The organism is Streptomyces sp. NPDC088915 (genome assembly GCF_044749825.1).
Classification (GTDB): Bacteria; Actinomycetota; Actinomycetes; order Streptomycetales; family Streptomycetaceae; genus Streptomyces.
In genome coordinates this window covers 1-19,418 of record NZ_JBIVIR010000016.1, presented here as the reverse complement: position 1 = coordinate 19,418, position 19,418 = coordinate 1, and the positions used below count along the sequence as shown (strand labels likewise).

Here is a 19,418-nt window from a genome sequence, read left to right as displayed (position 1 = left end):
GGCGCGGCCCCTCACACCTCCCGGAGCGCGGTGAGGAGGCCGCGCACGGCGGGCAGGGCGAGCGAGGACTCCCGCACCGCCGCGTGGATCGCGCGCACCGGCTCCGGACCGCGGACCCTGCGGACGACCACGCCCGGGTGGCGGCTGCCCAGACCCATCAGCGGAACCAGGCTGACGCCGAGACCGGCCGCGACGAAACCCTGCGCGGTGGCGTACTCCTCGCACTCCACCGCCACGTCCGGACTGAACCCGGCCGCCGCGCAGGCCTCCAGGACCGCGTCGAGGCAGGGCCCCGGACGCTCGCTGCCGACCCACGGTTCGGTGGCGAGCTCCGCCAGCTCGACCGCGGCGCGGCGGCCGGCGAGCGGATGCCCCTTCGGCAGCACGGCCCGGTACGGGTCGTCGACCAGATGGACGAGCCGGAGTCCCTCGCCGTACGCGTCCGGGCCGCCCCGGGGCCGTACGACGAGGGTGAGGTCCGCGTCCGGGTCGGGCGCGCCCTCCGCGATCCTCAGATCGACCCGCACACCGGGGTGTTCGGCACGGAAGCGGGCCAGGGCGGGGGCGACGAGGTCGGCGCCCGCCGTGGCGAAGTAGCGGACCGAGATCCGCCCCGTACGTCCCGCCCGCAGGTCCGCGAGGGCGGTCTCGGCCTCCGCCACCCGGCGGCCGATGGCGGCGGCGTGCTCGGTGAGCAGCCGCCCGGCGGCGGTCGGCCGCACGCCCCGGCCGAAGCGTTCGAGCAGCGCGATGCCCGCCTCCTTCTCCAGGACGGCGATCTGCTGACTCACGGCGGAAGGGGTGTAACCCAGGTGCGCGGCGGCGCCCGTGACGGAGCCGCTGGCGACGACGGCCCGGAGCACCTGCATGCGTCTCACGTCCAGCATGTAGCAGAGCTTAACGCCGGGTGCACGATTCTTCGCTTGTCCTGCACGGCGGGGACGGGAGAGCGTGAGGGCATGACTTCGGCGATACGCATGGGCGTCCTCGCCCTGCTCTGGGGCTCGGGCTTCCTCTGGATCAAGATCTCCCTCAACGAGGGCCTCACTCCGGGGTGGATCACCTTCGTACGGTGCCTCCTCGGCGCGGCGGTGCTCCTGGCGCTCGCGCTCGGGGCCGGGCAGCGGCTGCCGCGCGACCGGGGCACCTGGGGGCGCCTCGCCGTCGCCGCCCTCTTCTGCAACGCGCTGCCGTTCCTGCTCTTCTCGGTCGGCGAGCAGACCGTCGACAGCGGAGTGGCGGGCGTCCTGAACGCCACCACCCCGCTCTGGTCCCTCCTCATCGGTCTGGGCCTGGGCACGGAACGCCCGCTCCGCGCCGCCCGCCTCGGCGGCCTCGTCCTCGGCTTCGCCGGCGTCCTGCTGATCTTCGCGCCCTGGAGCGCGGGCTCCGGCCTCCTGAGCGGAGGCGCGCTCGCCCTGCTCGGCGCGTCCGCGAGCTACGCGGTGGCCTTCGCGTACATGGCCCGCCGGCTCACCGGCCGGGGCACCGCCCCGCTGGCCCTCTCCGCCGCACAGCTCCTGGCGGCGGCCGTCCTGAGCGCGCCGGCCCCGGCGGCCGGCGGTCCGGCGACGGTGACCTGGACCGGAGTGCTCGCGGTCGGCGTCCTCGGCGTCCTCGCGACCGGGGTCACCTTCCACCTGAACTACCGCATGATCGCGGAGGAGGGACCCACCAGCGCCGCGACGGTCGGCTACCTGCTGCCGGTGGTGTCCGTGGCCCTGGGCGCCCTCGTCCTCGACGAGCCGCTGACCGTACGGGTGGTGACGGGCATGGCGGTCGTCCTGGCGGGGGTCGGACTGACCCGCGTGCCGATGGCGTCGACCCCCGGCGCGAAGACCGGTGGCGAGCGGCCGAAGGCGGGCGACCGGCGGTGAGACCCGGCGCTCGGGCGAAGAGATAATCGCTTGCCCACCGGCCCCGGCGCCGGATCCCATGACCGGAGCGAGCGTCCAAGCGCGCCCGTCGGGACGGGACACGGAGCGCACGGACCGCCGGTTCCGGTCGGCGCGCGACCCGGACGGACCGCGACCGCATCGCCCCAGGGAGGACACCACCCGATGAACACGTCACCGCCCTCGTCCGGAACGGACCGCGCGGACGGGCGGCCCGTCCGCCTGGGCGCGCTCGCCCCGCTGACCCGGCCCGGCTGGACCGAGGCGGGCCGGCACCTGCTCGCGGGACTCGACCTGGCCGTCCACGAGGTCAACGCCACCGGCGGGATCGACGGCCGGCCGCTGGAACTCCTCGTCCGGGACACCGCGGCCGACCCGGAGCGGGCCGCGGCGGCCGTGGACGAACTGGCGGGTCTGGGCGTGACCGCCGTGGTCGGCGAGTACCACAGCGTCGTCGCCCGCGCCGCCGCCGCCCGGGCCGACGCCCTCGGCGTGCCGTTCCTCTGCTCGTCCGCCGTGCTCGACGCGCTCACCGGGGAACCGACGGAGTGGGTCGCGCGCCTGGCCCCGGCCCAGTCCCACGGCTGGCGGCTCTACGCGGACTTCCTCCTCGACGCGGGTCACGGCCGCGTCGCCGTGGCGACCCAGCCGAGCGTCTACTGGGCGTCGGGGACCCGGATCCTGCGGGACCACCTCACCCCCCGCGGCGGCACCGTCGTCGAACTCGACGCGAACGCGCTCGCCCCCGGGGCCCTGTGCGACGCGCTCGTCGAGCACGGCGCGACGGCGCTCCTCCTCCTGGTCGGCCATCCGGAGCCGGCGGTGCCGATCGTCCGGGCCGTCCGGGGCGACCGGCGGCTCGCGGAGATCCTGATCGGCGCCCCGGCGGGACAGCCGGAGTTCGCCGAATGGGCCGCGGAGCTGGGCGGGGCCGGGGCCGGGATCCCGTTCCTGCGCTACCTGCCCGAGCGGCTCGGCCCGCTCGGCGAACGCGTCGGGAAGGAGCTCCGCGAACGGCTGGGCGGAGCGCCCTCCTTCGTCGCCTTCGAGGGCTGGGACGCCGTCACCTTCCTCGCCGCCGCCCTGCGTTCCCACGGCACGGACCGGGCGGCCGTCGCCGCCTCGTGGCCGCGCGTGGAGGCCGAGGGCACCCGGGGGCCGATCCGGTTCTCCCGCGCGCCGGGCATCGGCGTACGGCAGTGGACCTGGGCGCCGGTCCAGGTCGCCGACCGGGACCCGGCGCGGCCCGGCCGCTTCCGGGTCCTCCGCACCGGCTGAGGGGCGGCGCGGGGGCCGGGCCCCCGGCGGGCCGCGCCGGTCAGCCGGTCCGCTCCACCACGAACACGGGGATCTCCCGGTCCGTCCTGCGCTGGTAGTCGGCGTAGTCCGGGAAGGCGGCGACGGCCCGCTCCCACCACTCCCGGCGCTCCTCGCCGGTGACGACGCGGGCCCTCATGTCCCACACCTCGGTGCCGTCGCGCAGTTCGACCTCCGGCGAGGCGACGAGGTTGTGGTACCAGACGGGGTGCTTCACGGCGCCGCCGTTCGACGCCACGAGCGCGTACGCCCCGTCGTGCTCGACCCGCATCAGAGGGGTCTTGCGGAGCTTGCCGCTCTTCGCGCCGCGGTTGGTCACCAGGACCACCGGCAGGCCGCGCATGGTCGTGCCCTTCGTGCCGCCGGACGACTCGTAGAGCTCGACCTGGTTCCGCACCCACGCCTCCGGGCTGGGCTCGTACTCACCTTCGAGGGGCATGCGTGTCCTTCCGGGTCGGATCGGGCCGGCACCGGCACCGTCGGCCCGGTGCCGGAGCCGGCGCTCGTCGGACCCGACGCTATCCGACCGCCCGCGCGCCCGGCGACAGGCCGCTCCGGCGGGCGTTGTCAGTGGCGGCTCGTAGGGTGGCGCCCGACGACACGACGGCGCGACGGCGGCACGGCGGTGGCACGGCCCAGGGGAGTGGTGGCATGCGGGAGTTGTTCCTGACGGGGGAGCGGGCGCACATCCGGTGGATCGACCTGCCGGGCGAAGGGTCCGTACGGGTCTTCCTCCACGGCCTCGGGTGCACGGCCGCCTCGGACTTCGCCCACATCGCCACCCGTCCCGCGTTCCGCGGCGGCCGGGCGCTCCTGGTGGACCTCCTCGGCCACGGACTCAGCGACCGGCCCGCGGACTTCGACTACCGGATGGAGTCCCAGGCGGCGGCGGTGGCCGCCGTCCTCGACCACCTCGGCGTGACGGGAGCGGACCTCGTCGGGCACTCGATGGGCGGCGCCGTGGCGATCCACCTGGCGGCGGCCCGCCCCGACCTGATCGCCCGGCTCGTGGTGGCGGAGCCCAACCTGTACGCGGGCGGGGGCGCGTTCAGCTCGCCGGTGGCCGCCCAGAGCGAGGAGGCGTTCGTGACGAGGGGGTTCTCCCGCATGCTCGCCCTCGCCGGCCGCGCCGACTACGCCGCCCGGCTGCGCCTGGCCGATCCGCTGGCGGTGCACCGCAGCGCGGTGGCGCTGGTCGGGGGCAGCACGCCCGCCGCGGGGGACCTGCTGGCCGGGCTCGCGATGCCCCGCACCTTCCTGGTCGGGGAGTCGAGCCTGCCGGACGCCGACGCGGAGAAGGCCGCCGCGTTCGGGATCCCGGTGATCGAGGTCCCCGGCGCGGGACACAACCTCATGCTGGACAACCCGGACGGCTTCACCGCGGCGCTCGCCCGCTCCCTCGCGGAAGCCCCGGGGGAGCGGGCGGATCCGACGGAGCCGGCCGACTCCACGCGCCCGGCGAACCCGGCGGGCCGGGCGGGCCGGGCAGACCCGGTTTCCGGCCACCGGCACGCCTGATCAGGCCACCCCAGGAGGCTTCCGAGGGAGTTCGATTGCAGGCGTGTGGCAGATGCATGACAAGGCGTCAAGTCGCTTGAGCCGCACCCGTGGAAGCCGCCAGGCTGCTGATCACGCCGGGACCGGACACACCCGGTCCCGACCGTGTACGTGGCCCCGCGTGCACCCCCCCACGGTCGTGCCGCCCCACCCCCCGGGCACGACGTCGACGAGGAGGACTCCCTCGCAATGGCACTCCCGAAGAGCACCAGGACCCGCTTCGCCGTGACGGCCTCCGCCGCCACCGCGGCCGCCCTGCTCGGCACCTTCGCCGCCGTCCCCGCGCAGGCGGCCCCGGCCGAGGGCACCGTCCTCGCGGCGGGCTCGGCCGACGCCGTTCCCGGCAGCTATATCGTCACCCTGAAGCAGGGCGCGGGCTTCAAGGCAGGCTCCGACAAGGGCCGGAAGCTGATATCCGCCTACGGCGGCACCGTCCGCAAGACGTTCGGCTCCGCCCTCAACGGCTACGCGGCCTCCCTCGACGCGACGGCGGCCCGCCGCCTCGCCGCCGACCCGGCCGTCGCCTCCGTCGAGCAGAACCAGGTGGTCCGCTCCGACGCGACGCAGACCAACGCCCCCTGGGGCCTGGACCGCATCGACCAGGCGAACCTGCCGCTCTCCGGCACGTACACCTACCCCGACGGCGCGGGCGGCGGCGTCACGGCCTACGTCATCGACACCGGGGTCCGCATCAGCCACTCCGAGCTCGCCGGACGCGCCGTGAACGGCTACGACGCGGTCGAGGGCGACACGGTCGCCCAGGACGGCAACGGACACGGCACCCACGTCGCCACGACCATCGCCGGAACCACCTACGGCGTCGCCAAGAAGGCGAAGGTCGTCGCCGTCCGCGTCCTCGACAACAACGGCTCCGGCACCACCGCCGGCGTCATCGCGGGCATCGACTGGGTCACCTCCCACCACACCGCCGGCACCCCGGCCGTGGCCAACCTCTCCCTCGGCGGCGGCGCCTCCACCACCCTCGACAACGCGGTGAAGCGGTCCATCGCCGACGGCGTCACCTACGCCGTCGCGGCCGGCAACTCCGGGGTCAACGCCTCCTCCTCGTCCCCCGCCCGGGTCACCGAGGCCCTCACGGTCGGCGCCACGAGCAACACCGACGCCAAGGCGAGCTGGTCCAACTACGGCTCGGTCCTCGACCTCTTCGCCCCCGGCGTGTCGATCACGGCGGGCTGGAACACCGGCGACAGCGCCACCAACACCATCTCGGGCACCTCGATGGCCACCCCGCACGTGGCGGGCGCCGCCGCGGTCCACCTCGCCGGGCACCCCTCCGCCACCCCGGCCCAGGTCGCCACGGCCCTCGTCAACGGCGCCACGCCCAACAAGGTCACCAGCCCGGGCAGCGGCTCCCCGAACCGCCTCCTGCGGATCGTCCCGTAACGAGGCCGTCGGCGAGGTCCGTCACGAGATCCGTGCCGCGGGCCCCCGCACGGCCCGCGGCACCACGAGACCGTCCGGCCGCGCGCGGCCGGTACGGAACCGCCCCGGAGGCGGCCGGCGCCTCCGGGGCGGCCCCGTGCCCGGTGGCGCGGACGGTCCGCCGCGTGCGTCAGGATGGGGACATGACCGAGATCCGCACCCCCCGCCTCGTCCTCCGCCGCTGGAGCGACGACGACCTCGTCCCGCTGTCCGAGATCAACGCCGACCCCGAGGTCATGCGCTGGACCGGCGACGGCTCGGTCCGCGACCTGGAGGAGACCGCCGAGGACATCGAGCGGTACGAGGAGGAGTGGGACGAGGAGGGCTTCGGCCCCTTCGCCGTGGAGCTCATCGGCTCCGGCGAGCTGATCGGCTTCGCGGGGCTCTCCGTGACGGAGTTCCTGTCGGAGCCGACCCACGACATCGGGATCGGCTGGCGCCTCGGCCGGCAGTTCTGGGGCCAGGGCTACGCCTCCGAGGCCGCCCACGCGGTCCTGGAGTGGGCCCTCCAGGACCGTGGACTCGACCGGGTCGTCGCCGTCACGCACCTCGCCGACCACGCGTCCGGGAACGTCGCCGCCAAGCTCGGCATGGAGCCCGAGCGGGAAGTGGAGCACCCGGCCCTCGGCGTGCCCCTGCGCGTCCACGCCATCGACCTCACCGAGTACCAGGCGTGAACCCGGGGGGCGTCCGGCCGGTGGAGACCCCGGACGCCCCCCGGGAAACCGGTCAGTGCCGCTCGGGCAGGTCCCGCTCCGCCGGCAGCGACGAGAAGTCGCGGGCCGCGGGTGAGGCGGAGCGTGCGGCCGGGGCCGGCTTCTTGCCGCAGAACGCCGCTTCGAGCGTTCCGCCGAGCGCCGTGTTGACCGCGCCGCGGTTCGTGGAGTTGGCCACGGCCGAGAGGCTGCGGCGGCCGTCGCGCGTCGAGAAGGCGTACGTGTAGAAGCCCTGCACGGTGCCGGTGTGCCCGTACACCCGGGTGCCGCACGACAGGTCGTAGCGGCGCAGGCCGAGCCCGTAGAACCGGGTGTTCGTGGTGTCCGTCGGCGTCACCGTCGTCATCTCCGCCATCATCGCCGGGGACAGCAGACGGCCCCGCACGAGCGCCCTGGTGAAGGTGTTCAGGTCGGCGGCGTCGGAGATGACGGCCCCGGCGGACTGCGCCCAGGACACGGTCTGCTCCGTGGAGTCCACCAGCGGCTCGCCGGCCGCGTCGGGGTACAGGTAGCCGCGCACGTGCCGGCCCGCGATGCGGGTGCCGGGGTGCACGTACGAGGTGTGGCGCAGCCCCAGCGGCCTGAAGATCCGGCGCTGGTACGCGTCCGCCACCGGCCTGCCCGTGAGCTTCTCGATGAGCATCCCGACCACCACGAAGTTGGCGTTCGAGTACTTGTAGGACACGCCGGGCTCGGTGGTCCGGGGCAGCGCCAGGGAGAGGTCCACGAGCTCCTGGTAGCCGAACACCTTGTTCCGCACGGACTCGAAGCCCGGCACCGTGTGGGCGAACATCGGGTCGGTGTAGTCGGCGAGCCCGCTGCGGTGGGTGAGCAGGTGACGGACCGTGATGCGGTCGTCGGGGAGCAGACCGGGCAGGTACGTGTCGACCGGCGCGTCCAGCGTCAGCCGTCCCTCCTGCACCAACTGGAGGAGCACGACGGTGGAGAACGTCTTGCTGACGCTGCCGATCCGGAACCGCGACCCGATGTTCATGGGCGTGCCGTTCACCCGGTCCTGGACGCCGACCGTACGGCTCCGGACGCCGCCGGGTCCGGAGAAGCGGGCCATCGCCCCCGGCGCGCCGTTGGCCACGGCGGCGTTCAGCGCGGCGACCACGCCCTCCATGTCGGGGGCGGGAACGGCGGTCGTCGCCGCCCGGGCGGCGGGACCCTCGGGGACGGCGGCCGAGGCCTGCCGGGCGGCGGTGGGGGCGTCGGCGGCGGACGCACCGGTGGCGGGGGCGACCCCCGCGGCGAGTGCGGCGATCATGGTGGCGCTCACGACCAGGCGTCGGTGCGACGTCAGGGGCACGGTGGTTTCCTCGACTTCGTCGGAATCGTCCGGCGCGGCGCACGACAGCGGTGCGCCGCGGGGCACGGGGGGACGCCACCGTCACGGCGCGGCCCCGGGCCCATTGATCATGAGTGTCAACGTCCGGGAAGGGTTCCTGACACGGGCCGCGTGATGCGGACGACGCGATTCCGGACCCCGGCGGCCGGGCCCGCGCCACCGCTTCCGGGCGCCCGTTCCCCGAGGCCCGGGCCCGCCGTCGGGCGCCCGTGCCCGCCGGCCGAAGCGCCCCGCGTACCCTCGTGACGTGCCCGTTTCCCGTCTGCATCGCGTCGCCGTCCTCGTCCTCGAAGGGGCGAAGCCCCTCGACGTCGGCATCCCCGCGCAGGTGTTCACGACCCGCGCGAGCATGCCGTACGACGTACGGGTGTGCGGCGCCGAACCCGGTGTCGTCGCCGGTGGTGACGGCCTGTCGTACCAGGTCGCCCACGGCCTGGACGCGCTCGCGTGGGCCGACATCGTCTTCGTCCCCGGCTACCGCTTCCCCGACCGCGAGGACCCGCCCGGGGCCGTCGTCGACGCGCTGGTCGCCGCCCACGACCGGGGCGCGCGGCTCGCCGCGATCTCGACGGGCGCCTTCGCGCTGGCCGCCACGGGACTCCTCGACGGCAAGCGCGCCACCACGCACTGGCACTACGCGCGGGCGCTGGCCGCGAAGCGCCCCCTGATCCGGGTCGACGAGAACGTGCTCTTCGTCGACGAGGGCAGCGTCCTGACCTCCGCCGGCGCCGCCTCGGGCATCGACCTGTGCCTGCACATCCTGCGCGGGGACCTCGGGGTGGCCGCGTCCAACCACGCGGCCCGGCGCCTGGTCGCCGCCCCGTACCGCAGCGGCGGCCAGGCGCAGTACGTGCCGCGCAGCGTGCCCGAACCGCTCGGCGAGCGGTTCGCCGCCACCCGCGAGTGGGCGCTGCACCGGCTCGGCGAGCCCCTCACCCTCGACGTCCTGGCCCGGCACGCGGCGGTGTCGGCGCGCACGTTCTCGCGCCGGTTCGTCGAGGACACCGGGTACACCCCCATGCAGTGGGTCATGCGGGCCCGCGTCGACCGGGCCCGTGAACTGCTCGAACGCTCCGAGCGGGGCGTCGAGCAGATCGCCGCCGACGTGGGGCTCGGCACCGGGGCCAATCTGCGGCTGCACTTCCAGCGGATCCTGGGGACCACGCCGAGCGAGTACCGGCGCACCTTCGCCCAGGGCGAGTGAACCGGCCCCGGTGGCGCTCTGGCGCGATACTTGCGGACCGTGGCGATCACGCCGCTGTCACGGGCGTCCGCCGCGCACGAGCATGGGGGGCGAACCGAAGGGACATCGCCATGACTCGTATCGCCATCAACGGATTCGGCCGCATCGGACGCAACGTGCTGCGCGCGCTGCTCGAGCGCGACAGCAGCCTCGAGATCGTCGCCGTCAACGACCTCACCGAGCCCACCGCGCTCGCGCGGCTCCTCGCCTTCGACTCGACCTCCGGCCGTCTCGGCCGCCCGGTGAGCGTGGACGGCGACGTCCTGGTGGTCGACGGGCAGCGCATCAAGGTGCTCGCCGAGCGCGAGCCCGCGCAGCTTCCCTGGGCCGAGCTGGAGGTCGACATCGTCCTGGAGGCGACCGGTCGCTTCACGTCGGCCAAGGCGGCCCGCGCCCACATCGACGCGGGTGCCAAGAAGGTGCTCGTCAGCGCGCCCGCCGACGGCGCCGACGTCACCCTCGCGTACGGCGTCAACACCGACGCGTACGACGCGGAGCTGCACACGATCGTCTCGAACGCCTCGTGCACGACGAACGCGCTCGCTCCCCTGGCCAAGGTCCTCGACGACCTCGCCGGCATCGAGCACGGCTTCATGACGACGGTCCACGCCTACACGCAGGAGCAGAACCTGCAGGACGGCCCGCACCGCGACCCGCGCCGTGCCCGCGCCGCCGGCGTCAACATCGTCCCGACCTCGACGGGCGCCGCCAAGGCCATCGGCCTCGTGCTGCCCAACCTGGACGGCAAGCTGTCGGGCGACTCGATCCGCGTCCCGGTCCCGGTCGGCTCGATCGTCGAGCTGAACACGACCGTCTCCCGCGACGTGACCCGCGAGGACGTCCTGGAGGCCTACCGCGCCGCCGCCGGGGGCCCGCTCAAGGGCGTCCTGGAGTACTCGGAGGACGCGCTGGTCTCCTCCGACATCACGGGCAACCCGGCCTCCTCGATCTTCGACTCGGAGCTCACCCGCGTCGAGGGCCGTCACGTCAAGGTCGTCGCCTGGTACGACAACGAGTGGGGCTTCTCGAACCGTGTGATCGACACGCTCGAACTCCTCGCCGGCTGACGGGGAACACCGACGGTCCACGCGGCCGCCGTCCCCGGCAAGCGGACCTCCACGCGCCGATCCCGCCTCCGCGGGGTCGGCGCGTGCGCGTTCTGGGACCGTGCGGCGATCGACGGGCCTCCTGCCGGGCGCGCTCCGTCGACCGGACCGGCCCCACCGGGTCAGGGCCGGGGCCGCGCCGGCGGTTCCGGGGCCGTACCGATCGGCTGGTCCGGGTCGAGCGCGAGCCCGAGGCGCAGGGTGGACTGCGAGAGGACGCCCCACAGGGCGTCGCTCAGGAAATGGGTCAGGTCGTCGAGGGAGCTCCTCGACTCGGGGTGGGCGGCCCACTGGTTGACCACGCCGTCCACCAGGCCGACCATGCCGAACGCCAGGTTGAGGGTGAAGCCCGCGGGCGCCTTCCCGCCGTCGACCAGCTGCTCGGCGTACGCGTCGAGCAACTGCGCCAGGTGCAGGGCGATGGCCGTGCGGGTGCCCGCGACCACCCGGGAGCCGGCGGTGTGCTGCTCGGGCGAGCCGGCGCCGAGGAACCGGTAGAGCCGGGGGTGCTCCGCGACCCAGCCGACGTAGGTGGCGGCGGCGAGCTCGACGGCCTCCCGGACGGTGCCCTTCGGGTCGAGGGCCGGATACAGCGCGGCCATCAGGTCGTCGGCGATGCGCGCGCGGATCCGCTCGTCCAGGTCCTCGCGGCTGCGGAAGATCCGGTAGACCACCGAACGGGGCATCCCGGCCTCGGCGCCGATCGCCGCCACGCTGACCGAGGGGCCCTCCCGGCCGATGACGGCGAGGGCCGCGGCGAGGACCTGGTCGCGGCGCTCGGCCCGGTGGCCCGACCAGCGCGTGTCCCGGCCGTCGGGGCGTCCGTCACCGCGTGCATCTCTGTCCTCCGCCACGGCCTGGATCGTACCCGTCCCGATCAAGGGGCCGCGCGCGGTCGTCTCCCGGGGGTGGCGCACCACGTGTTACCGCCGGTACCTTGGACGCGGTGACACAGGTAAATTCCCGTACCGGCCGACGGCGTTCGGCGTCCGGTGCACCGGTGCGGAAGCACGCGGGACGGCGACAGAGGGGTATCGAGATGGAGCACCAGCACGTCGACGTGCTGATCATCGGCGCGGGGCTGTCCGGCATCAGTGCCGCCTGCCACCTGGCCGACGGCAACCCCGGCACCACGTACGCGATCCTCGAACGGCGCGCACGGGTCGGCGGCACCTGGGACCTGTTCCGCTACCCGGGCGTCCGCTCGGACTCGGACATGTACACCTTCGGCTACGGCTTCCGCGCCTGGCACGGCACCAGGATCCTCGCCGAGGGCACGGACATCCGCCGCTACGTCCAGGAGACCGCCGAGGAACGCGGCGTCACCGAGCACATCCGCTTCGGCCGCAAGGCCGTCCGCGCCGACTGGTCGAGCGACGAGGGGCGGTGGACCGTCGAGACCCTGGACGAGACCACCGGCGCGACCGAGGTCTGGAAGGCCCGCTTCCTCGTGGGCGCCACCGGCTACTACGACTACGACGCCGGCCACCGGCCGGAGTTCCCCGGCGAGGAGCGCTTCGGCGGCACCCTCGTGCACCCGCAGCACTGGCCCGAGGACCTCGACCACACCGGCAAGCGCGTGGTCGTCATCGGCAGCGGCGCCACCGCCATCACCCTGGTCCCCTCGATGGCCGACACCGCCGCCCACGTCACCATGCTCCAGCGCTCTCCCACGTACATCCTGGCGCTGCCCGCCGAGGACCCCGTCTCCACCGTCCTGCGCAAGCTCCACGTCCCCGCCGGACTCGTCCACCACGTGGGCCGCGCCCGCAACATCGCGCTCCAGCGCGGCCTGTACGCCCTGTGCCGCAAGGCCCCCCGGCTCATGCGCAAGGTGCTGCTCGGCGCCGTACGGGCCCGCCTCGGCAAGGGCGTCGACATGCGCCACTTCACCCCGGCGTACAAACCCTGGGACCAGCGGCTCTGCGTCGTCCCCGGCGGCGACCTCTTCAAGACCCTCAAGAGCGGCAGGGCCTCCGTGGTCACCGACCGCATCGAGACCTTCACCGAGAACGGGATCAGGGTGAAGTCCGGCGAGGAGATCCCGGCCGACATCGTCATCACGGCCACCGGCCTGAAGCTCCAGCTCGCCGGAGGCATGGAGATCGCGGTCGACGGCAAGCCCCTCGTCACCCGCGACCACCTCCTCTACAAGGGCGTGATGCTCGACGGCGTCCCCAACCTGGCGATGATCATCGGCTACACCAACGCCTCCTGGACGCTCAAGGCCGACCTCGCCTGCGCGTACGTCAGCCGCCTGATCGCCCACATGGACCGGCACGGCCTCACCAGCGCCACCCCCGTCGCCGCCGCGTCCGACCGCTCCGACGTGTCCGTCATGGGCGAGTCGCTCACCTCCGGCTACATCGCGCGCGGCGACGCGATCATGCCCCGCCAGGGAGTCCGGGACCCCTGGCGGATCTGGAACGACTACTACCGGGACCGCCGGGCCCTGCGGAGCTCCCCGATCGAGGACCCCGCCCTCCGCTTCGGACGGACCGCTCCCGGCACGCGGCCCGCCACCGACCGGCAGGACCACGCCCCGGCGGTCTGACGCCGCCCCCTTCCGCAACCGGACGCGAGAGCGAGAGAACGAGGACGACGATGACCATCAGCCAGGAGAGCTACCACGAAAGGCTCCGGACCCTGTCCGAGGCGTCGGTGCACATCCACTTCGACGCCTTCACCGACATCGACTGGGACAACCCGGACTTCGCCATCGACCCGAAGGACCCCCGCTGGGTGCTCCCCGCGGCCGACCCGCTCGGCGGCCACCCGTGGTACCAGGAGCAGCCGCTGGAGGTCCGGACGAAGATCGGCCTGTGGCGGTACGCCAACATCGTCAAGGTCGGCATGCAGTTCGAGAACGTCCTGATCCGCGGGGTGATGGACTACCTCTTCTCGCTGCCGAACCAGAACCCCGAGTTCCGCTACCTCACCCACGAGGCGACGGAGGAGTGCCACCACACCCAGATGTTCCAGGAGTTCGTCAACCGCGCGGGCGCCGACGTGCCCGGCGGCCGGCGCTCCTTCCGGGTGGTCAGCCGCTTCCTGCCGCTGGCCGGCTCCCTCATCCCCGAGTCGTTCTTCACCGGCGTCCTCGCCGGCGAGGAGCCCATCGACCACCTCCAGAAGGCGATCCTGCGCGGCGGCGAGGACATCCACCCGCTGATGCGGCGGCTCATGCAGATCCACGTCGCCGAGGAGGCCCGCCACATCTCCTTCGCCCACGAGTTCCTCCGCGTCAAGGTCCCCGGCTACGGGAAGTTCCGCAGGGGCGCCCTCTCGGTGGCCTTCCCGGTCATCATGCGCGTGCTCGGCGACGTCATCGTGGTCCCCGACCGGAAGACCGCCGAGAAGATCGGCGTCCCCCACTGGGTGATCAAGGACATCTTCTGGAAGTCGCCCGACGGCGAGAAGATGCTCCGCGACCTCTTCTCCGACGTGCGGATGCTCGCCGAGGACATCGGCCTGATGAACCGCGCCTCCCGGAAGGTGTGGCGGGCCCTGCGCATCGACGGGCGCCCCTCTCGCTTCCGCGGCGAACCCGCCCCGCACGCCGCCTGACGCACCGGCTCCTCGCCCGGCAGGCGCACGCCGCCCGAGCAGCAGCACACCCGCCCGCCCGCCGGGCGGGACCGCCGGCCGGGAACCGTCCCGGCGGCCCCGTGAACGTGAACGGAGAACCGCTCCCCATGCCCTACGTCGTCACCCGGTCGTGCTGCGCCGACGCGTCGTGTGTGCTGGCCTGCCCGGTCAACTGCATCCACCCCGCCCCCGGCGAACCGGGCTTCGGACAGACCGACATGCTGTACGTCGACCCCCGCACCTGCGTGGACTGCGGGGCCTGTACGACGGCCTGCCCGGTGGACGCCCTCAAGCCGCACACCAGACTCACCGAGGGCGAGCTGCCGTTCCTCGCACTCAACCGCGCCTACTACGACACCTCCCCGCACGCCGACCGCACCCCCATGGCCCTCGTGCCCCCGCAACGCCGGGCGGAGACCACCGGGTTGCGGGTGGCCGTGGTCGGCGCCGGACCGGCCGGACTCTTCGCCGCCGACGAACTGCTCCGGCACCCCGGCGTGGGCGTCACCGTGTACGACCGGCTGCCCACCCCGTACGGACTCGCGCGGGCCGGAGTGGCCCCCGACCACCAGGACACCAAGCGGGTCACCGAGCTCTTCCGGGCCATCGAGGGCCAGCCCGGCTTCTCGTACCGCCTCAACACCCGGATCGGCCACGACCTGCACCACGAGGACCTGGTCCGCGACCACCACGCCGTCGTCTACGCCGTGGGCGCCGCCACCGACCGGCGCCTCGGCGTCGAGGGCGAGGACCTGCCCGGCAGCGCCTCCGCCACCGACTTCGTCGCCTGGTACAACGGCCACCCCGACCACGACGGCGCCGCCCATCCGCTGGACGCCGAACGGGCCGTCGTCGTCGGCAACGGCAACGTGGCACTGGACGTGGCCCGGATCCTGACCGCCGACCCCGACGCCCTCGCCCGTACCGACATCTCCGACCGGGCCCTGGCCGCACTGCGCGCGAGCCGGGTCCGCGAGGTCGTCGTCCTCGGCCGGCGCGGACCGGCCGAGGCAGCCTTCACCCTGCCCGAGCTGATCGCGCTCGCCGCCCTCGACGGCGTCGACGTCCTCGTGGAGGGGTGGCCCGAGGACGTCCCGGCGGACGCCACGCCCAAAACGGCGGTCCTCGCCGAACTCGCCGCCCGCACCTCCGTCCCGGGCCGCCGCCGGATCGTCCTGCGCTTCCTGACCGGCCCGGCGCGGATCGAGGGCGACGACCGGGTCACCGGCCTGACCGTCGTACGGAACGAGCTGCGCCGCGCCGACGACGGCACCGTGCGGGCCGTCCCCACCACCGACACCGAGACCATCGGGACGTCCCTGGTCCTGCGCGCCGTCGGCTACCGCGCCGAACCGGTCCCGGGCCTGCCGTTCGACCCCGGCACCGGCACGGTGCCGCACGAGCGGGGCCGGGTCGCACCGGGCGTCTACGTCACCGGCTGGATCAAGCGCGGCCCCACCGGATTCATCGGCACCAACAAGTCCTGCGCCCAGGAGACCGTCACCACCCTCCTCGACGACCTCGAAGCCGGCCTCCTGACCGCTCCCGCCGGCCCGCCGGTCACCACGGCCCGCCCCGACGCCGTCGACCTCGACGGCTGGCGGGCGATCGACGCCGCCGAGCGCGCCGAGGGCCGCGCCCAGGACCGCCCCCGCGTCAAGCTCGTCGACCGGAAGGACCTGCTCGCCGCCGCGCGCCGCCCGGTCTCCCCCTGACGGGCGCGATTGGTTCTCCCCGGCAGGGGTACCCGCCGAACGCGTCGGAGCGCCGCGCGACGGAGGACGAGTCGAGGAGGAGACAGCACGATGGCCGGTAGCAAGGAGAACGAGGACGTGGTCGCGGCCATTCTGGAGGACCACCGCACGATGGAGGACCTCTTCCGCCGGATGCGGAGCGTCGAGGCGGACCGGGCCGCGGCCCTGAAGGAGTTCTCGGCCCTGCTCATCGCGCACGGCGAGGCCGAGGAGGCCGAGGTCTACGGGGCGCTCAAGCGTTTCAAGAACGTCGACAACGAGGAAGTGGACCACGGCACGGAGGAGCACGAGGAGGGGAACGAGGCACTCCTCGCCCTCCTCGAAGTGGACGAGGTCGGCTCCGACGAGTGGGACGAGCGCCTGGAGAAGCTGGTCGAGGCGGTCACCCACCACCTCGACGAGGAGGAGCGCACCATCCTCAACGGAGCCCGGGAGAGCGTCCCCGACGAGCGCAGGGCCGAGCTGGGCGCCGCCTTCCTGAAGGAGCGCGCCCGACTGCTCGCCTCGGACTGCGGCCGTGTGGAGAACGTGCGCGAGGTCGTACGGGGCTGAGCCCGGCCCGTGTACCGCGGACGGCCCCGTGACGGGGCCGTCCGCACGCACGTCCTCAGGCCTTCGCCGGTGCCGCGTCGGCGGCCAGGGGCGGAGTACGGAGCCCGGCCCCCCGGCCGAGGCCCACGAGGAACTCGCCGATGGCCTCCTCCGACGTCCACGACGGCGTCCAGTCCAGCTCCTCGCGGGCCCGTGAGGAGTCCAGCAGGGGCAGCCGAAGGACCGCGTCGAACAGGCCCGGCGCGGCGGGCACGAGACGCAGCCGCCACGCGGCGGCGAGCGCGGTGCGGACCGCTCCCGCAGGCACCGGGACGGCGCGGGCCTTCAGGAGGCGGGCGATTACGTCAGTGTCGAGCACCGGATCGGCCGCCAGGTTGAACGCTCCCCGGACCTGCCGCACCACGGCCGCCCGGTACGCCTGGGCGGCGTCGTCGGTGTGCAGGGCCTGGAAGCGCAGCCCCTTGACGGAGGGCAGCACGGGCAGCACGCCCGGCCGTACGGCGCGCCACGGCAGGAGAGGGCCCGCGAAGATGCGGCGCTGCTCGCTCGCCGCCCCCTCCTTGAACAGGAACGCCGGCCTCATCCGTACGACCCGCAGGTCCGGGTGGTCGAGCTGGAACCCGTCCAGGTAGCGCTCCAGATAGGCCTTCTCCCGGGTGTAGGCCGCGTCGGGCCAGCCGTGGGTGGACCACGACTCGTCGACGGGACGCCCGTCGGAGGGCCCGGGGGAGTAGGCGCCGACCGAGGAGGCGTGCACCAGACAGGAGACCCCCGCCCGGGCGCACGCCTCGAAGACCCTGATGCTGCCCAGGACGTTGGTGCGCCAGGTCTCGACCGGGTCGTGCGTGGGCTGGAACTTCCAGGCGAGGTGGACGACCGCGTCGGCCCCCGCGAACAGCCCGGCCAGGTCGGCGCCACCGGGATCCACGTCCGCCGCCGCCCAGCGGACCCCGCCGATCCGGAGGTCGGGGACGCGGCGGGCGACGCCGAGCACGTCCGTGACCGCGGGATCGCGGTCGAGGGCCCGGACCACGCTGGTCCCGACGTTTCCGGTGGCTCCTGTGACGACGACCCTCATGGTTGCTGTCCAATCGCGGGGGACGGGTGGGAGCGGTGGGGACGTGCGCACCGCCGGTCCGGCCGGGGAAACGGCCGCCCCCTGCGAGTGACCGCGCGGCGCACCCCGTAAACGCCGGGCGCCGGTCACCCCTCCGACGGCGGACGGTCGGGAGACCCGGGCACGGGCGGCACCTCCACCTCGAACCAGACGGCCTTGCCGCCGTCCCTCGGGACGCAGCCCCAGGCTGCCGAGAGGCGCTCCAGGAGGTGGAGGCCGTGCCCGGAGGAGCGGCTGGGGCGGTGCGGGCCGTGGGGCCGGGGCCGTACCGGGCTCGTGTCGCTGACCTGGACCCACAACCGGCCCCGGGTGTGATCGAGCCGCAGTTCGTAGGGGGCGCCTCCGTGGACGCACGCGTTGGTGACGACCTCGGAGACCAGCAGCAGGGCGTCCACAGCGGCGATCCGTCCGGGCGCGCCGGCGGCCCCGAACCATTCGCTCAGGGCCCGCTGCGTCAGGTCCCGGCACGCGCCCACCACTCCGGGGACCTCCGCCAGTTCGTAACGACGGGTGCCGGCGGCCACGGGTTGTACGTGCTGTGCGCGGCGACCGTTCATACGCATGCGGGTTCCCAGACCGCCCGGCCCGAACCGTGTCCGTTCCGGTCTCTCCTCGGCGGCCCCGACAGTGCCCCCGTCCGGGACGGGCGGTCGCAGCGTTTGCCCCGAACTCCCTTTCGTAATCCCGCATATCTCAGGAATGTGACCACAGTTCCCGGAAAGAGGTAAAAGGAGCAAAAGGTGTGAGAGGACCGGTGAAAACCATGAAGCCCGTGGAATCCGTGAAGCCCGTGAAACTCGTGACGTCCGCGCCGAAAGAGCGGAAAGAGGGACCGGGGGACGAGAATCCCGGTCTCCGACAGGGCCATGGCTGACGGCGAGAGCGGGGGAGGTGGTGTTCAGGTGCGGAGGTTGATGTTGCGCGGGGCGCGGCGGGTGGTGTCGCGTTGCCGGGACTTCACGGCGGAGGCGCTGGCGGACTGGGGGTGGATTCCGGCGCAGAGCGAGGCGGGGGAGGAACGGGTGGAGGACGTGCTGCTGCTGGTGTCGGAGGTGGTGACCAATGCCTGTCTGCACGCCGGGGGTCCCGAGGAGCTCGTCCTGCGGCACGGCCGGGAGGGATTGCGGGTGGAGGTCGCCGACGCCAGTTCCGAGCCGCCCCGGGTCCGTGCGCCCCGCTCGCCCGCGCTGCCGGGAGGGCACGGCCTGATGGTCCTGGACAAGCTGGCGGGGGCCTGGGGGTACGAGGTCAGGGGGCCGGGGGCGGTGGGCAAGGTGGTGTGGCTGGAGGTCAGCCTGCCGTCCCGTCCGTAGTCGCGTGCGCGGGCTTGTCCGTGGGCGCGTCCATGGGATCGTCCGAGGGGTCGCCGTCGTCGTTGAGGCCCTCCCTGAGCTCACCGAGGATGCGGGTGAGCAGCCGCGAGACGTGCATCTGGGAGAGGCCGATGCGCCGGCCGATCTCGGCCTGGGTGAGCTCTTCGCCGAAGCGGAGTTCGAGGATGTGCCGGTCGCGTTCGTCGAGCCGGTCGAGCAGGGGGCGCAGCGCGGTGAGGGACTCGATCAGCTCGTAGGCGGGTTCGGCGGTCGCCAGGTGGCGGGGGTCCGCGCCGGAAACGTTGCCTTCGTCGCCGACCGGGGTGTCGAGGGAGCGGGTGGCGTAGCCGTGGGCGGCGAGCTGTCCTTCGGCGATTTCTTCTTCGGTGAGGTGGAGGTGGTGGGCGAGTTCGGTGCGGGTGGGGCGGCGGCCGAGGTGTTGTTCGAGGTGGTCGGCGGTTTTGGC

At 73.9% G+C, this 19,418-nt stretch carries 19 protein-coding genes; 12 read left to right on the top strand and 7 right to left on the bottom strand.

Annotated elements, in window-relative coordinates:
• Nucleotides 1–11 precede the first annotated feature (11 nt).
• Nucleotides 12–887 (bottom strand): LysR substrate-binding domain-containing protein, encoded by an 876-nt coding sequence (locus tag ACIP5O_RS26715; RefSeq protein WP_401297406.1) that lies wholly within the window; start codon nucleotides 885–887, stop codon nucleotides 12–14.
• Nucleotides 888–959: 72 nt separating this feature from the next.
• On the opposite strand from ACIP5O_RS26715, the gene ACIP5O_RS26710 reads away from it, so the two are divergent.
• On the top strand, nucleotides 960–1,877 hold the full coding sequence (locus ACIP5O_RS26710) for a DMT family transporter (RefSeq protein ID WP_401297404.1): 918 nt from the start codon (nucleotides 960–962) through the stop codon (nucleotides 1,875–1,877).
• Nucleotides 1,878–2,060: 183 nt separating this feature from the next.
• Nucleotides 2,061–3,173: an ABC transporter substrate-binding protein gene (locus ACIP5O_RS26705; RefSeq protein WP_401297402.1), complete on the top strand. Its 1,113-nt coding sequence runs from the start codon at nucleotides 2,061–2,063 to the stop codon at nucleotides 3,171–3,173.
• Between the two features lie 40 nt (nucleotides 3,174–3,213).
• Here the strand turns inward: ACIP5O_RS26705 and ACIP5O_RS26700 are convergent, their stop codons facing one another.
• On the bottom strand, nucleotides 3,214–3,651 hold the full coding sequence (locus tag ACIP5O_RS26700; RefSeq protein WP_356545274.1) for a nitroreductase family deazaflavin-dependent oxidoreductase: 438 nt from the start codon (nucleotides 3,649–3,651) through the stop codon (nucleotides 3,214–3,216).
• Between the two features lie 212 nt (nucleotides 3,652–3,863).
• Between ACIP5O_RS26700 and ACIP5O_RS26695 the strand changes: the two genes are divergently transcribed.
• From ACIP5O_RS26695 to ACIP5O_RS26685, 3 genes are all read left to right on the top strand, one after another.
• Nucleotides 3,864–4,730 carry an alpha/beta fold hydrolase gene (locus ACIP5O_RS26695; RefSeq protein ID WP_401297400.1) on the top strand — a complete coding sequence of 289 codons (867 nt, stop codon included), beginning with the start codon at nucleotides 3,864–3,866 and terminating at the stop codon, nucleotides 4,728–4,730.
• Nucleotides 4,731–4,958: 228 nt separating this feature from the next.
• Nucleotides 4,959–6,173 carry a S8 family peptidase gene (locus ACIP5O_RS26690; RefSeq protein ID WP_401297398.1) on the top strand — a complete coding sequence of 405 codons (1,215 nt, stop codon included), beginning with the start codon at nucleotides 4,959–4,961 and terminating at the stop codon, nucleotides 6,171–6,173.
• Between the two features lie 182 nt (nucleotides 6,174–6,355).
• The gene (locus ACIP5O_RS26685) at nucleotides 6,356–6,889 is read left to right on the top strand and encodes a GNAT family N-acetyltransferase (RefSeq protein ID WP_401297396.1); all 534 of its coding nucleotides are present in this window, start codon (nucleotides 6,356–6,358) and stop codon (nucleotides 6,887–6,889) included.
• Nucleotides 6,890–6,941: 52 nt separating this feature from the next.
• Here ACIP5O_RS26685 and ACIP5O_RS26680 read toward each other — a convergent pair whose 3' ends face one another.
• On the bottom strand, nucleotides 6,942–8,240 hold the full coding sequence (locus tag ACIP5O_RS26680; protein ID WP_401297394.1) for a serine hydrolase domain-containing protein: 1,299 nt from the start codon (nucleotides 8,238–8,240) through the stop codon (nucleotides 6,942–6,944).
• Between the two features lie 286 nt (nucleotides 8,241–8,526).
• On the opposite strand from ACIP5O_RS26680, the gene ACIP5O_RS26675 reads away from it, so the two are divergent.
• Nucleotides 8,527–9,483 carry a helix-turn-helix domain-containing protein gene (locus tag ACIP5O_RS26675; RefSeq protein ID WP_356545266.1) on the top strand — a complete coding sequence of 319 codons (957 nt, stop codon included), beginning with the start codon at nucleotides 8,527–8,529 and terminating at the stop codon, nucleotides 9,481–9,483.
• Between the two features lie 110 nt (nucleotides 9,484–9,593).
• Entirely contained in the window at nucleotides 9,594–10,589 is a 996-nt protein-coding gene (gene gap / locus ACIP5O_RS26670) for a type I glyceraldehyde-3-phosphate dehydrogenase (protein WP_356545264.1), read from the top strand.
• Nucleotides 10,590–10,750: 161 nt separating this feature from the next.
• Here gap and ACIP5O_RS26665 read toward each other — a convergent pair whose 3' ends face one another.
• Nucleotides 10,751–11,482, bottom strand: a complete 732-nt coding sequence (locus ACIP5O_RS26665) for a TetR/AcrR family transcriptional regulator (protein ID WP_356545262.1) — start codon at nucleotides 11,480–11,482, stop codon at nucleotides 10,751–10,753.
• Between the two features lie 185 nt (nucleotides 11,483–11,667).
• Between ACIP5O_RS26665 and ACIP5O_RS26660 the strand changes: the two genes are divergently transcribed.
• From ACIP5O_RS26660 to ACIP5O_RS26645, 4 genes are all read left to right on the top strand, one after another.
• A complete protein-coding gene (locus ACIP5O_RS26660; RefSeq protein ID WP_401297391.1) occupies nucleotides 11,668–13,182 on the top strand; it encodes a flavin-containing monooxygenase in 1,515 nt (504 codons plus the stop codon).
• Nucleotides 13,183–13,232: 50 nt separating this feature from the next.
• Entirely contained in the window at nucleotides 13,233–14,195 is a 963-nt protein-coding gene (locus tag ACIP5O_RS26655) for a diiron oxygenase (protein ID WP_401297389.1), read from the top strand.
• A 128-nt stretch (nucleotides 14,196–14,323) separates the two neighbouring features.
• Nucleotides 14,324–15,931, top strand: coding sequence for an FAD-dependent oxidoreductase (locus tag ACIP5O_RS26650; protein WP_401297387.1), 1,608 nt, complete (start codon nucleotides 14,324–14,326; stop codon nucleotides 15,929–15,931).
• Nucleotides 15,932–16,021: 90 nt separating this feature from the next.
• Nucleotides 16,022–16,522 carry a hemerythrin domain-containing protein gene (locus ACIP5O_RS26645; protein WP_401297385.1) on the top strand — a complete coding sequence of 167 codons (501 nt, stop codon included), beginning with the start codon at nucleotides 16,022–16,024 and terminating at the stop codon, nucleotides 16,520–16,522.
• A 55-nt stretch (nucleotides 16,523–16,577) separates the two neighbouring features.
• Here the strand turns inward: ACIP5O_RS26645 and ACIP5O_RS26640 are convergent, their stop codons facing one another.
• Complete coding sequence (locus tag ACIP5O_RS26640) at nucleotides 16,578–17,600, bottom strand: NAD-dependent epimerase/dehydratase family protein (RefSeq protein WP_401297384.1); 1,023 nt, start codon at nucleotides 17,598–17,600, stop codon at nucleotides 16,578–16,580.
• A gap of 125 nt (nucleotides 17,601–17,725) precedes the next feature.
• On the bottom strand, nucleotides 17,726–18,163 hold the full coding sequence (locus ACIP5O_RS26635; RefSeq protein WP_401297383.1) for an ATP-binding protein: 438 nt from the start codon (nucleotides 18,161–18,163) through the stop codon (nucleotides 17,726–17,728).
• A gap of 390 nt (nucleotides 18,164–18,553) precedes the next feature.
• Here ACIP5O_RS26635 and ACIP5O_RS26630 point away from each other — a divergent pair, with 390 nt between their 5' ends.
• On the top strand, nucleotides 18,554–18,952 hold the full coding sequence (locus tag ACIP5O_RS26630; protein WP_401297381.1) for an ATP-binding protein: 399 nt from the start codon (nucleotides 18,554–18,556) through the stop codon (nucleotides 18,950–18,952).
• On the opposite strand, the gene ACIP5O_RS26625 is transcribed toward ACIP5O_RS26630, so the two are convergent.
• Nucleotides 18,930–19,418: sigma-70 family RNA polymerase sigma factor (locus tag ACIP5O_RS26625; RefSeq protein ID WP_401297380.1), on the bottom strand; the 489-nt coding region annotated here is incomplete at its 5' end. The genes ACIP5O_RS26630 and ACIP5O_RS26625 overlap by 23 nt on opposite strands.